This is a genomic window from Streptomyces sp. NPDC002784, assembly GCF_053592135.1.
Window position 1 is genome coordinate 181,043 of sequence record NZ_JBSFVD010000014.1, and the last position, 13,482, is coordinate 194,524.

Sequence of the window (13,482 nt, forward strand, 5' to 3'; positions counted from 1 at the left end):
GTCGCCCGGGACCCGGGCCGGGACCGTACCGGGGGGCGGTGCACGGTCCGGCGGGCAGTAGCGTTCCGTACATGAGACTCGGTGTCCTCGACGTGGGATCGAACACGGTGCATCTGCTGGTGGTGGACGCGCACCCGGGTGCGCGCCCGCTGCCCGCGCACTCGCACAAGGCGGAGCTGCGCCTGGCCCAGCTGCTCGACGAGAGCGGGGCCATCGGGTCCGACGGGATCGACAAACTCATATCGGTCGTCAAGGAAGCGCTGCAGGCCGCAGAGGACAAGGGCGTGGAGAACGTGCTGCCGTTCGCCACCTCAGCGGTGCGCGAGGCCACCAACGCCGATGACGTCCTCGCGCGCGTGAAGGCCGAGACCGGGGTGGAGCTCCAGGTCCTCAGCGGCGCCGAGGAGGCCCGGCTCACCTTCCTCGCCGTCCGCCGCTGGTTCGGCTGGTCGGCCGGGAAACTGCTGGTCCTGGACATCGGCGGCGGCTCCCTGGAGATCGCCTACGGCATCGACGAGGAACCGGACACCGCGGTGTCGCTGCCGCTCGGCGCGGGCCGGCTCACCGCGGCGTGGCTGCCCGGCGATCCGCCCGACCCGGCGGACATCCGCGCCCTGCGCCGGCATGTGCGCACCGAGATAGCGCGGACGGTCGGGGAGTTCAGCCGCTTCGGACGGCCCGACCATGTCGTCGCCACCTCCAAGACCTTCAAGCAGCTCGCCCGCATCGCCGGCGCCGCCCGCTCCGCCGAGGGCCCGTACGCCCAGCGCGACCTGAAGCGCGAGTCCCTGGAGGCCTGGGTCCCCCGGCTCGCCGGCATGACGACGGCGCAGCGCGCCGAACTCCCCGGCGTCTCCGAGGGCCGCGCGGGCCAGATCCTCGCGGGCGCCCTGGTCGCCGAGGGGGCGATGGACCTGTTCGGCGTGGAGACGCTGGAGATCTGCCCCTGGGCCCTGCGGGAGGGCGTGATCCTGCGCAGGATGGACCACCTTCCGGCCGTGTGACACAGCGCCCGCGCTCCTACGGCGTGCGCTCCCGGCGCGGGAATCCGCCCCGCGAGGCGCGCGCACGCGCACCGCAGAGATCCGCGCGCCTCGCGCACGCGCAGAGATCCGCGTCCCTCGCGCATGCGCGGAGACCGCCGCGCCGCAACGCATGCGCGGAGACCCCCGCGCCGCAACGCACGCGCCGCAACGCACCGCAGTGACCCGCGCGCCTCAACCCCCGAGCAGAGACCCCCGCGCCTGGCGCACGCGCAGTGAAGTGCGCCACCCCTCACCACCGTCACCCACCCGACCCCCGACTGGCCCACCCCACCCCACCTGGCCGATTGCCGCTCCTCCACCGCCCGCCCGCAGCCATCGGCTCCCCGGTGCCGAGCGAGTCCCCGTACCCTGTCCCTCGTGGCAGAACCAGTGGTGCGCATCCCGGATGCGAAGGTCGCGCTGTCCACGGCCTCGGTCTATCCGGAGTCGACGGCGACGGCCTTCGAGATCGCGGCGCGCCTCGGGTACGACGGGGTCGAGGTCATGGTGTGGACCGACCCGGTCAGCCAGGACATCGAGGCACTGCGCCGGCTCAGCGACTACCACCACATCCCGGTCCTCGCCGTGCACGCCCCCTGTCTGCTCATCACTCAGCGGGTGTGGTCCACGGACCCCTGGACCAAGCTCCAGCGCGCCCGGGCGGCGGCCGAGAAACTGGGCGCGAGCACGGTCGTCGTGCACCCGCCGTTCCGCTGGCAGCGCCAGTACGCGCGCGACTTCGTGACCGGAATCTGGCGCATGGCGAACGAGACGGACGTGCGGTTCGCCGTGGAGAACATGTACCCCTGGCGCTACCGGGACCGCGAAATGCTCGCGTACGCCCCCGACTGGGACGTCACCAAGGACGACTACCGTCACTTCACGATCGATCTCAGCCACACCTCGACCGCCCGCACCGACGCGATCCACATGATCGACCGCATGGGCGACCGGCTCGGCCATGTCCACCTCGCGGACGGCCGGGGTTCGGCGAAGGACGAGCACCTCGTCCCCGGCCGCGGCGACCAGCCCTGTGCCGAGGTGCTGGAACGTCTCGCCCGGACCGGCTTCGACGGCCATGTCGTCATCGAGGTCAACACCCGCCGGGCGATGTCCGGCGCCGAGCGGGAGGCCGACCTCGCCGAGGCGCTGGCCTTCACCCGGCTCCATCTGGCCTCGGCGGTGAGGGTGCCCCGGCCGTGACCGACACCGCAGCACCGCGCAGGGGCCGGGGCCGCCGTACCCGCAGTGAAGCCGCCGACACCCGCGCCCGGATCCTGGCCGTGGCCCGCGAGGAGTTCTCCGAGCGGGGGTACGAGAAGACGTCCGTGCGCGGCATCGCCAAGGCGGCCGGTGTGGACTCCGCGCTGGTGCACCACTACTTCGGCACCAAGGAACAGATCTTCGAGGCGGCCGTCGAGGTCGCCTTCGCCCCCGCGTTCCAGGCCCGCGACACCGTCCTCGACGGCCCCCTCGACAGTGCCGGCGAGCGGCTGACCCGGATGATCTTCGGTCTCTGGGAGAACCCCGTGACCAGGGCTCCGCTGCTCGCGATCGTCCGCTCGGCCGTCAACAACGACAGCGCGGCCGCCGTCTTCCGCAAGCTGGTCGCGGCCCAGCTGCTGCGCCGCATCGCCGAACAGCTCGACCTGCCGGACGCCGAACTGCGCGCCGACCTGGCCGCGGCCCAGCTCGTCGGCATCGCCATGATGCGGTACGTCATCAAGATCGAGCCGATCGCCTCCGCGGACCCGGAGCGGCTCATCGCGCGGCTGGCCCCGGTCGTGCAGGGCCATCTGACGAGCCCCTGAGGCCCACCCCGGCCGCCGACCGAGACGTACATCCCGCATTCCGGACACCGTGTCCGGACCGTGGATGACCGGCGTACGCTCAATAACAGCCCTATCTGTCTGAAGGAGCGAGCGACGATGCCCGAGCTGAGGTCCCGCACAGTCACCCACGGACGCAACATGGCGGGCGCCCGCGCCCTTATGCGTGCCTCCGGTGTACCCGGTGCGGACATCGGCCGTAAGCCGATCATCGCGGTCGCCAACAGCTTCACCGAGTTCGTGCCGGGCCACACCCACCTCCAGCCGGTCGGCCGGATCGTCAGCGAGGCGATCCGTGAGGCGGGCGGCATCCCGCGCGAGTTCAACACCATCGCGGTGGACGACGGCATCGCGATGGGCCACGGCGGCATGCTCTACAGCCTGCCGTCCCGCGACCTCATCGCGGACTCGGTCGAGTACATGGTCGAGGCCCACTGCGCCGACGCCCTGGTCTGCATCTCCAACTGCGACAAGATCACCCCGGGCATGCTCAACGCGGCCCTGCGCCTGAACATCCCGACGGTCTTCGTCTCCGGCGGCCCGATGGAGTCCGGCCGCGCCACGCTGGTCGACGGCACGGTCCGTACGCTCGACCTGGTCGACGCGATCTCCGACGCGGTGAACGACAAGATCTCGGACGAGGACATCCTCCGGATCGAGGAGAACGCCTGTCCGACCTGCGGCTCCTGCTCCGGCATGTTCACCGCCAACTCGATGAACTGCCTGACGGAGGCCATCGGCCTCTCCCTGCCCGGCAACGGCTCGGTCCTCGCCACCCACACCGCGCGCAAGCGGCTCTACGTCGACGCCGCCCGCACGGTCATGGACATCACCCGCCGCTACTACGAGCAGGACGACGAGACGGTCCTGCCGCGCAACGTCGCCACCTTCCAGGCCTTCGAGAACGCCATGGCCCTGGACATCGCGATGGGCGGCTCCACCAACACGATCCTGCACCTGCTCGCCGCCGCGCAGGAGGCGGGCGTCCCCTTCGGCCTGGAGCAGATCGACGCGGTCAGCCGCCGCGTCCCGTGCCTGGCGAAGGTCGCCCCGAACATCGCCAAGGACCGCACGTACTACATGGAGGACGTGCACCGCGCCGGCGGCATCCCCGCCCTGCTCGGCGAGCTGCACCGCGCGGGCCTGCTGAACGAGGACGTGCACGCGGTGCACAGCCCGTCCCTCGCGGACTGGATGAAGACCTGGGACGTCCGCGGCGGCTCCCCGTCGGCGGAGGCGGTGGAACTGTGGCACGCGGCCCCCGGCTGTGTCCGCTCCGCCGAGGCCTTCTCCCAGTCCGAGCGCTGGGAGGCGCTGGACGAGGACGCCGAGGGCGGCTGCATCCGCAGCGCCGAACACGCGTACTCCAAGGACGGCGGCCTGGCGGTGCTGCGCGGCAACCTCGCGGTCGACGGCTGCGTGGTGAAGACGGCCGGCGTCGACGAGTCGATCTGGACCTTCGAGGGGCCGGCGGTCGTCTGCGAGTCGCAGGAGGAGGCCGTCCAGAAGATCCTGACCCAGCAGGTCAAGGAGGGTGACGTCGTCGTCATCCGCTACGAGGGTCCCAAGGGCGGGCCCGGCATGCAGGAGATGCTCTACCCGACCTCGTACCTCAAGGGCCGCGGCCTCGGAAAGGCCTGCGCCCTGGTCACCGACGGCCGCTTCTCCGGCGGCACCTCGGGCCTGTCCATCGGCCACGCCTCCCCGGAGGCGGCGGCCGGCGGCACCATCGCGCTCGTGGAGGACGGCGACCGCATCCGCATCGACATCCCGAACCGCACGATCGAGTTGCTCGTCGACGACGCGGAACTCGCGCGCCGCGAGCAGGCGTTGAACGGGGTGTACGCGCCGGGGAACCGCGAGCGCAAGGTCTCGGCGGCGCTTCGCGCGTACGCCGCGATGGCGACGAGCGCGGACAAGGGCGCGGTGCGGGACGTGACCAAGCTGGGCTGACGGACCGCTCGTGCGGGGCCGGCCGGGCTTTCGGCCGGCCCTTTCGTCACCAGTCGGCGGGGCGCCGGGCGTCCACGGCGAAGACGGTGCCGTCGGGTGCGGCGGAGTAGACGCGGTCGCCGACGACCAGCGGCTCGGGCAGCCCGGCCGCGACCTGGTCCGCGCTCCTGCCGAGCCGAGGGGACGTCTGCCCGGCGAGCCCGGCACCGTCGGCGTCCACGGCGACCAGCCGGCCGTCGGGGGCCGTGAAGTACACGTGCCGGTCGTCGGCCACCGGGGTCGAGCCCCGGCTCACCCCGGTCTCCAGGCTCCACCGCTGCTCGCCCGCGGCCATGTCGACGGCCACCAGCGATCCGCCGTTGCCCAGGAGGTAGACGACGTTCCCGCGCACGGTGCCGTGCGCCTGCTGGATCGCTACGGGCAGCGGCACGCGCCGGGAGGCCCCGGTGCCGGGCGTGTAGCGGACCACTTCCCTGGCGTCCTCGTAGACGTTGCCGACCGAGGTGAGGAAGACGGAACCGTCGGCCGTGCCGACCGGGTTCAGCGCGCCGTCCAGCCGCTCCGCCCACCGCACCGCACCGGTTTCCGGGTCCACCGCGGTGACCTGCGTGGTCTCGCCGTTCTCGGACCGGCTCACGGCGTAGGCCAGCGGGTCCCCGGGATAGGAGACGAAGTAGGGCGTCCGGTGCCCGGGCACCCGGTGGCTCCACCGCTGCTCGCCCGACGCGGCGTCCACCCCGGTGACCGTGCCGTCGGTGCCGGTGAACAGGAGACTGTCGCCCGCCGGGGCCAGGCCGCTGTACGGGGGCACGTCCCGCTGCCACCGGGGCTTGCCCGTGGCCGGGTCGAGGGCCTGGAGGCTGCGGCCCAGGTCGAGTCCGGGCTGTACGAGGCCGCCGGCGACGACGGGCGGACCGGCCCAGGTGCCGGGGACGGTGTGCCGCCACAGCCGCCGGCCGTCCGAGGCGTCGAGGGCGAACACCACGCCGGACTGCGCGCAGAGCACCTTGCCCGCGCCGTACGAGCACTGGGGCGTGGACGCCGTCGCGGCCACCGACTCCGCTTCCCACGGGCTGAAGACGGCCGGGGTGTTCCGGGTGGCGCTTCCCGCCGGTGCCGGGTCGCCGTCGCCCAGCAGCCGCACGGTCGTGAACACCCCGCCCAGGACGAGCGCCAGGGCGGCGGCCGCCCAGACCGTTCGCCGACCCCGGAACCTGCCGGAGCGGGGTGCCTCCGGCTCGTCGGCAGGGCGGGGACGGGGCGGCCCGGACTCCTCGCCGGTGCGCAGGGGGCCTTCGCCGGAGCTCTGGGCGTCCTCGCCGGAGCGCCGGGCGTCCTCGCCGGTGCGCTGGGTGGGGATGAACGCCTGGGTGTCGTACGACGCGGCCACCGACCGCAGTTCCCGCATCAGCTCGTCGGGCGTGGGACGGTCGTCGGGTTCCTTGGCGAGACACCGCTGGATCAGCGGGCCGAGATTCTCCGGTACGCCGGTCAAGTCGGGTTCGTCGTGGACGACCTGGTAGGCGACCACGTACGGGCTGTCCGAGTCGAACGGCCCCTGTCCCGTCGCCGCGTGCACCATGACCGACCCCAGCGCGAAGATGTCCGCGGCCGGTCCGACCTCCCGCGGTCGCCGGAACTGCTCGGGCGCCATGAACGGCGGCGTGCCGATCAACTTCCCGGTCTCGGTCCGCAGTTCGCTGTCCTTCGGCCGGGAGATACCGAAGTCGATGACCTTCGGACCGTCCTCGGCGAGGAGCACGTTGCTCGGCTTCAGATCCCGGTGCACGACCCCGACCCGATGGATGTCCCGCAGCGCCTCCGCGAGCCCGGCCATCAGCCGCCGCAACTGCTCCGGAGCCATCGGGCCGTTCCGCTTCACATGATCGGAGAGCGTCGGCCCCGGGATGAACAGCGTGGCCATCCAGGGCCGGTCGGCCTCCGGATCCGCGTCGACGACCGACGCCGTGAAGGCACCGCTCACCCGTCGGGCCGCGGCTATCTCCTGCCGGAACCGCCCCCTGAACTCCCGGTCCCGGGCGAACTCGGCATGGATCACCTTCACCGCGAGCTTCATCCCCGAGGTGCTGCGCGCCAGATGCACGACGCCCATGCCGCCGGAGCCGAGGCATGACTCAAGACGGTAGTGACCGGCGTAATCGGGAAGTTCCGCTTCCGCGCCCGCTCCGGCGTTCCGCTGTGGCGCCATGGGACCCCCCGTGCTGTTCGTCCGCGCGCGCGACGCAGGGAGCCTAGTCGATGAGGCGTACGAGACAGAGGCGGCTTGCTAGCCTCTCTGTGCGAATTGCGTATGAGTGTTTCCCGGCGTGATTCGGGGGAATCAACGGGGCCCATGACAAGCATGGGGAGCAACGGGGGAGGACTGTCATGTCTGTCGAGCGTACGGAAGAGATACCCGGGGCGCAGAGCGCCGACGAGACGGAAGCCGCGACCATGGTGGCGACATCGCTGCGCTACTACTCGGTCGCGCCGGGCGTCCGCCTGAACGTCCGCAGGGGGCCCGGCACCAACTATCCCGTCACCCGCGTCCTCTCCGAGGGTGCCAAGGTGCCGATCTTCTGCCAGACGCCGGGCACGACCGTGAGCGGTCCGTACGGCACGTCGAACATCTGGGACAACATCGCCGACAGCGAGTTCGTCTCGGACACCTACGTGAACACGGGCAGCGACGGCTACATCCGGCCGCGCTGCGCACTCTGACACCACTGCCGAGCAGGGCGCGCGGGGTGATCGGCCAGTGAGGACGGCAGCGCCGGCCGCCTGACCGCGCGCTGCGGCCGACCCGCGCGGGGCCCGTGTCCGACCGGAGCCATAATCGACGCGTGAGCGACGACAACGGCACCCCCGACCCGGCCGCGGGCCCCCGCCCCGAACCCATCCGCTTCTTCGGCACGACCTGGGTCGAGCACAGCGACGGCTACGGAGTCCGCCGTATCGGCGTCGCCGTCGGCTCCCTCGCCGCGGCGGTCGTCGCCTGCCTGGTCCTCCGCTTCGCCTACGAGGGCTTGCAGATCGCCGACGTCGGCGGCCTCGTCAGCATGCTCATGACCGTGATGTTCGCGATCTGCAGCGCCCTCGCCTTCCGCCACACCTGGGAGGGCTTCGGCAAGCGCCCCGACCCCGAACGCCAGGCGTCCCTGCGCGGTCTGCTGGCCATCGGTTTCGTCGGCGCCCTCCTCGCCTACTTCTTCCGCTCCCTCACCGAGGCCCCCGGCGAGAAGCTGCACCGCGCGGAGTACGAGACAGCCCGCGAGCAGTACGCGAAGCGCACCAAGCGCCGCTCGGGCAACCCCTCGAAGAATCGCCGCAAGTCCTGAGGACCGCCCGGCGGGGCACCCCTCTGACCAGAACCCAACCCCCGCCGCCCCTCACCCCGCCACCATGGCCCGTATGACGGCAGCCTCTTCGCACTCCACCCGCGCCCACTCCTTCAACGCCGCCGCGGCCCAGTACGCCGCCAACCGCCCCTCCTACCCGCCCGCCCTCCTCGACGCCGTCGAGGACCTGGCCGGCCGCCGCCTCGCCGGGGCGCGCGTGGTGGACGTCGGGGCCGGTACGGGCATCGCCACGGCCCTTCTGCACGCGCGCGGCGCCGAGGTGCTCGCCGTGGAACCCGGCGAGGGCATGGCGGCCCAGTTCCGCCGGGCGCACCCCGCGATCCCGCTGGTCCGCGGCACCGGCGACGCCCTCCCCCTGGCCGACTCCTCCGCCGACCTGCTCACCTACGCCCAGGCCTGGCACTGGACCGACCCGGCGCACTCGATCCCGGAGGCCCTGCGCGTCCTGCGCCCGGGCGGCGCGCTCGCCCTGTGGTGGAACACCTACGTCCTCGACATCCCCTGGATAGCCGCCCAGGCCCGTCGCATCGAGAGCCACTTCGGCATCGACCCCATCGAGGAGAAGAACGGCACCAGTGCCCACACCGCCGACGCCGGGGGCGAAGTCGACTTCGCCCGGCGCGTGGTCCGCTGGAGCCGCCGCATCCCGATCGACACCCACCTGGCCAATCTCGGCAGCCACTCGATCTTCCTGGTCCACGGCGAGCAGGCGAGCACCACCTTCCTCACCGCGGAACGGACCCGCCTGCTGGAAACCTTCCCCGACGGCATCGTCGAGGAGAGCTACGACGTGGACCTCCTGGTCGCCCTGAACACCTGAGTCCCTGGTCCCCCTGAACACCTGATTCCCTGGTCACCCTCGATACCTGACCCCCTCCACCCGACTTCCCGCGCCGCGGCCCACCCCTTCAGGGCCGCGGCGCAGTCATGCTCCGGCACCCATGAAGGCGCACAAACCGGACCGCCCGCCTCCGATCACCCCCACAGGCACGCAGGCCATCGAGCCCCACCCCTTGACGACACCCCTCGGCCGGAGAGTTAATCCGCACATGATGAATATCCATCCCGGCTCGCCACCCACAGGAGCACCCCCGCACATGGACACCTCACCCGCCGTCCGCGCCGAGGGCCTCACCGTCACCCGCGGCCCCCGCACCGTCCTGCGCGGCATCGACTTCACCGTCCCGCGCGGCCAGATCACCGGCCTCCTCGGCCCCTCCGGCTGCGGCAAGTCCACCCTCATGCGCTCGATCGTCGGCACCCAGGCCAAGGTCACCGGCACCCTCGACGTCCTCGGCCACCCCGCGGGCCACCCCACCCTGCGCACCCTCATCGGCTACGTCACCCAAGCTCCCTCCGTCTACGACGACCTGACGATCCGCCAGAACCTCGACTACTTCGCGGCGGTCCTCACCCCCGGCCACGCCGCCGCCGACCAGCGCCACGAGAACGTCACCCGGGCCATCGACGACGTCGACCTCACCAGCCACGCCGACTCCCTCGCCGGCAACCTCTCCGGCGGCCAGCGCAGCCGCGTCTCCCTCGCGGTCGCCCTCCTCGGCACCCCCGAACTCCTGGTCCTCGACGAACCCACCGTCGGACTCGACCCCGTCCTGCGCCGCGACCTGTGGAGCCTCTTCCACACCATCGCCGACCAGCGCGGCGCGACCCTGCTCATCTCCTCCCACGTCATGGACGAGGCCGAGCGCTGCCACCGCCTCCTCCTCATGCGCGAGGGCCAGATCCTCGCCGACGACACCCCCGACGCCCTGCGCACCCGCACCGACTCCGAGACCGTCGAAGCGGCATTCCTGCACCTGGTGGACGAGGCCGTCGCGGCCGCCGCCCGCGAGAAAGAGACCACCCGATGAGCACCACCACCCCCACATCCGGCACCGCCACCGTCACCCCGGCCCCGACCAGCGCCCTCAACCTCTCCCGCACCACCGCCACCGCCGGCCGGGTCCTGCGCCAGCTCCGCCACGACCCCCGCAGCATCGCGCTGATGATCCTCGTCCCCTGCGTGATGCTCTTCCTGCTGCGCTACGTCTTCGACGGCGACCCCCGCACCTTCGACAACATCGGCGCCTCCCTCCTCGGGATCTTCCCGCTGATCACGATGTTCCTGGTCACCTCCATCGCCACCCTGCGCGAACGCACCTCCGGCACCCTGGAACGCCTCCTCGCCATGCCCCTCGGCAAGGGCGACCTGATCGCCGGCTACGCCCTCGCCTTCGGCACCGTCGCGATCGTCCAGTCCGTCCTCGCCACGGCCCTCGCCCTGTGGGGCCTCGGTCTGGACGTCACCGGCAGCCCCTGGCTGCTCCTGCTGGTCGCGCTCCTCGACGCCCTCCTGGGCACCGCACTCGGCCTCTTCGTCTCGGCCTTCGCCGCCTCCGAGTTCCAGGCCGTCCAGTTCATGCCGGCCGTGATCTTCCCCCAGATCCTCCTCTGCGGTCTGTTCACCCCCCGCGACAACATGCACCCCGTCCTGGAGGCCATCTCGAACGTCCTCCCCATGTCCTACGCCGTCGACGGCATGAACGAAGTCCTCAAGCACACCGACATGACGGGCGCCTTCGTGCGCGACACCCTGGTCGTGGCGGGCTGCGCCCTCCTCGTCCTCACCCTCGGAGCCGCCACCCTGCGACGCCGCACGGCATAGCCGGCCGCACCGCCCGGAGACGTCCCGCCCACCGGACACCCCACCCGCACTCAAGCCCCCGATGGGAGGATGAACACCGGACGACGCAACCCCGGAGGGCACCCCAGCCATGACGCAGAAAGTCGCAGTCCTCGGCACCGGCAAGATCGGCGAAGCCCTGCTCAGCGGAATGATCCGAGCAGGCTGGGGCCCGGCCGACCTCCTGGTCACCGCCCGCCGCCAGGAGCGCGCCGAGGAACTCCGCAGCCGCTACGGCGTCACCCCGGTCAGCAACCCGGAAGCCGCCAAGACCGCCGACACCCTGATCCTCACGGTCAAGCCGCAGGACATGGGCACCCTCCTCGACGAACTCGCCCCCCACGTCCCCGCCGACCGCCTGGTCATCAGCGGAGCCGCGGGCATCCCCACCTCCTTCTTCGAGGACCGCCTCACCGCGGGCACCCCCGTCGTCCGTGTCATGACGAACACCCCCGCCCTCGTCGACGAGGCGATGTCCGTCATCTCCGCCGGCAGCCACGCCACCGAGGACCACCTCACCCACACCGAGGAGATCTTCGGCGCCGTCGGCAAGACGCTCCGCGTCCCCGAGTCCCAGCAGGACGCCTGCACCGCCCTCTCCGGCTCGGGTCCGGCGTACTTCTTCTATCTGGTCGAAGCCATGACCGACGCCGGCATCCTGCTCGGACTGCCCCGCGACAAGGCCCACGACCTGATCGTCCAGTCCGCGATCGGCGCCGCGACGATGCTCCGCGACAGCGGCGAGCACCCCGTGAAGCTGCGCGAGAACGTCACCTCGCCGGCCGGCACCACCATCAGCGCCATCCGCGAGCTGGAGAACCACGGCGTACGCGCCGCCCTCATCGCCGCCCTCGAAGCCGCCCGCGACCGCAGCCGCGAACTGGCCTCCGGCAACAACAGCTGACGCCCGGCCGCCCCTGTCCCAGGGGCGGCCCAGCACGCCGCCCTAAGCGGTCACCCCGATATCCGCGGCCGCAGGCAGCAGCCCGATCGCCCGATACGCGGCATCCACGGTCGGCCGCGCCATCGCCCGAGCCCTCTCCGCACCATCCCGCAGCACCCCCTCCACATAGCCAGGATCAGCGCACAGCTCCCTGTGCCTCTCCTGCACGGGCCTGAGAACCTCCACCACGGCCTCCGCGGTGTCCTTCTTCAAAGCGCCATACGACTCATATACACCGCTCAGGTCCTCGGGGTTCCCACCCGTGCAGGCCGCCAGGATCTCCAGCAGATTCGCCAGGCCAGGCCGCCCCTCCCGGTCGTACACGACCTCCCGCCAGCTGTCGGTGACCGCCCGCATCACCTTCTTCCGCACCACGTCCGGCTCATCCAGCAGATAGACGATGCCCGGCCCCACGTCATCGCTCTTGCCCATCTTCGACGCCGGCTCCTGCAGGTTCATCACCCGAGCCGCCACCGCGGGATGCGTGGCCCGCGGCACCACGAAGGTGTTCCCGTACCGCTGGTTGAACCGCACCGCCAGGTCCCGCGTCAGCTCCACGTGCTGCGCCTGGTCGTCCCCGACCGGCACCTCGTCACTGCCGTACGCCAGGATGTCCGCCGCCATCAGCACCGGATAGGTGAGCAGCGACAGCCGCACGCTCCCCCCGCGCTCCCGCTCCCGCCCGGCCTTCTCCTTGTACTGGATCATCCGCCGCATCTCGCCGTCCGTGGCCACGCACTCCAGCACATAGGACAACCGCGCGTGCTCGTCCACATGACTCTGTACGAACACGGTGCACAGCGCCGGATCCAGCCCGGACGCGAGCAGCAGCGTCGCCGCCTGCCGAGTCAGCCTGCGCACCCGCGCCGGATCGTGCTCCACGGTGAGCGCATGCAGATCGACGATGCAGAACAGCGCGTCGGCCCGGTGCTGGTCGACGTCCGCCCACCGCCGCATGGCTCCCAGGTAGTTCCCCAGCGTCAGATGCCCGGTCGGCTTGACCCCGCTGAAGACCCGCGTCATCTCTCCACCTCCTGGTCGAGACCGCCGCCCCCGGCCGGCCGACCCCCTGGAGGGAGATACAAGAACGGCCGCCGAAGCGGCGGCCGTTGAGTGCATACGTGACTACGGCCGCCGTCAGGCGGCCCACCACAGCTGGGTGCACGTACGTGTTGTCATGCAGGCCAGGCTACGCCTCCAGAGGGCTGTCCGGAGTCGAGTTGACACTCCTCGACGCGGTCCGTACTGTTCTCCGAGTTGTCCGACGTGAGCGCCGACTCCGGTCGGTCCCCGGACAGCCATTTCGCAAGTCCCAACCAACACTCGACACAGTCGATCTGTCTGCCGTCGTGTCATTGGCATGTGTATTTGCGAAATGAGGAATCCACGTTCGAAAGGACGCGGCCCCGATTGGCTTCGGGAGCCGGGAATCCGCTAAAGTCTCACTCGTCGGAACGGCCCGCAACGGCCGGGCAGACAACTCCCGCTGACTGGGAATCAGGCCCGAAAGGATCTGATAGAGTCGGAACCGCCGGAAAGGGAAACGCGAAAGCGGAAACCTGGAAAGCACCGAGGAAATCGGATCGGAAAAGGATCTGATAGAGTCGGAAACGCAAGACCGAAGGGAAGCCCGGAGGAAAGCCCGAGAGGGTGAGTACAAAGGAAGCGACCGTTCCTTGAGAACTCAACA

Annotated in this window: 12 protein-coding genes; 10 read left to right on the plus strand and 2 right to left on the minus strand. The window is 71.2% G+C overall.

From position 1 onward, the window contains the following. Nucleotides 1-71 precede the first annotated feature (71 nt). The 4 genes from ACWD1Z_RS23930 (at nucleotide 72) to ilvD (ending at nucleotide 4,807) form a co-directional block, all read left to right on the plus strand. Nucleotides 72-1,004: a Ppx/GppA phosphatase family protein gene (locus ACWD1Z_RS23930; RefSeq protein WP_451121606.1), complete on the plus strand. Its 933-nt coding sequence runs from the start codon at nucleotides 72-74 to the stop codon at nucleotides 1,002-1,004. A 399-nt stretch (nucleotides 1,005-1,403) separates the two neighbouring features. Beyond that, the gene (locus tag ACWD1Z_RS23935) at nucleotides 1,404-2,228 is read left to right on the plus strand and encodes a sugar phosphate isomerase/epimerase family protein (RefSeq protein WP_451121608.1); all 825 of its coding nucleotides are present in this window, start codon (nucleotides 1,404-1,406) and stop codon (nucleotides 2,226-2,228) included. Beyond that, nucleotides 2,225-2,836: a TetR/AcrR family transcriptional regulator gene (locus ACWD1Z_RS23940; protein WP_451121610.1), complete on the plus strand. Its 612-nt coding sequence runs from the start codon at nucleotides 2,225-2,227 to the stop codon at nucleotides 2,834-2,836. Before ACWD1Z_RS23935 ends, ACWD1Z_RS23940 begins: the two co-directional genes overlap by 4 nt. Nucleotides 2,837-2,953: 117 nt before the next feature. Beyond that, nucleotides 2,954-4,807, plus strand: coding sequence for a dihydroxy-acid dehydratase (gene ilvD, locus ACWD1Z_RS23945; RefSeq protein WP_451121612.1), 1,854 nt, complete (start codon nucleotides 2,954-2,956; stop codon nucleotides 4,805-4,807). 46 nt (nucleotides 4,808-4,853) lie between these two features. On the opposite strand, the gene ACWD1Z_RS23950 is transcribed toward ilvD, so the two are convergent. Further along, entirely contained in the window at nucleotides 4,854-7,016 is a 2,163-nt protein-coding gene (locus ACWD1Z_RS23950) for a serine/threonine-protein kinase (RefSeq protein ID WP_451121614.1), read from the minus strand. Nucleotides 7,017-7,195: 179 nt separating this feature from the next. Here ACWD1Z_RS23950 and ACWD1Z_RS23955 point away from each other — a divergent pair, with 179 nt between their 5' ends. From ACWD1Z_RS23955 to proC, 6 genes are all read left to right on the plus strand, one after another. After that, nucleotides 7,196-7,528 carry an SH3 domain-containing protein gene (locus ACWD1Z_RS23955; RefSeq protein WP_451121616.1) on the plus strand — a complete coding sequence of 111 codons (333 nt, stop codon included), beginning with the start codon at nucleotides 7,196-7,198 and terminating at the stop codon, nucleotides 7,526-7,528. Nucleotides 7,529-7,650: 122 nt separating this feature from the next. Further along, nucleotides 7,651-8,145, plus strand: a complete 495-nt coding sequence (locus ACWD1Z_RS23960) for an EamA/RhaT family transporter (RefSeq protein WP_451121618.1) — start codon at nucleotides 7,651-7,653, stop codon at nucleotides 8,143-8,145. Nucleotides 8,146-8,218: 73 nt separating this feature from the next. Next, nucleotides 8,219-8,986, plus strand: a complete 768-nt coding sequence (locus ACWD1Z_RS23965; RefSeq protein ID WP_451121620.1) for a class I SAM-dependent methyltransferase — start codon at nucleotides 8,219-8,221, stop codon at nucleotides 8,984-8,986. Nucleotides 8,987-9,215: 229 nt separating this feature from the next. Further along, entirely contained in the window at nucleotides 9,216-10,037 is an 822-nt protein-coding gene (locus tag ACWD1Z_RS23970; RefSeq protein WP_451121622.1) for an ABC transporter ATP-binding protein, read from the plus strand. Beyond that, nucleotides 10,034-10,831, plus strand: coding sequence for an ABC transporter permease (locus ACWD1Z_RS23975; RefSeq protein WP_451121624.1), 798 nt, complete (start codon nucleotides 10,034-10,036; stop codon nucleotides 10,829-10,831). The genes ACWD1Z_RS23970 and ACWD1Z_RS23975 overlap by 4 nt, the downstream gene beginning before the upstream one ends. Nucleotides 10,832-10,940: 109 nt before the next feature. Beyond that, the gene (gene proC, locus ACWD1Z_RS23980; RefSeq protein ID WP_451121626.1) at nucleotides 10,941-11,753 is read left to right on the plus strand and encodes a pyrroline-5-carboxylate reductase; all 813 of its coding nucleotides are present in this window, start codon (nucleotides 10,941-10,943) and stop codon (nucleotides 11,751-11,753) included. A 42-nt stretch (nucleotides 11,754-11,795) separates the two neighbouring features. Here the strand turns inward: proC and trpS are convergent, their stop codons facing one another. After that, a complete protein-coding gene (gene trpS, locus ACWD1Z_RS23985) occupies nucleotides 11,796-12,815 on the minus strand; it encodes a tryptophan--tRNA ligase (RefSeq protein ID WP_451121628.1) in 1,020 nt (339 codons plus the stop codon). Nucleotides 12,816-13,482 lie beyond the last annotated feature (667 nt).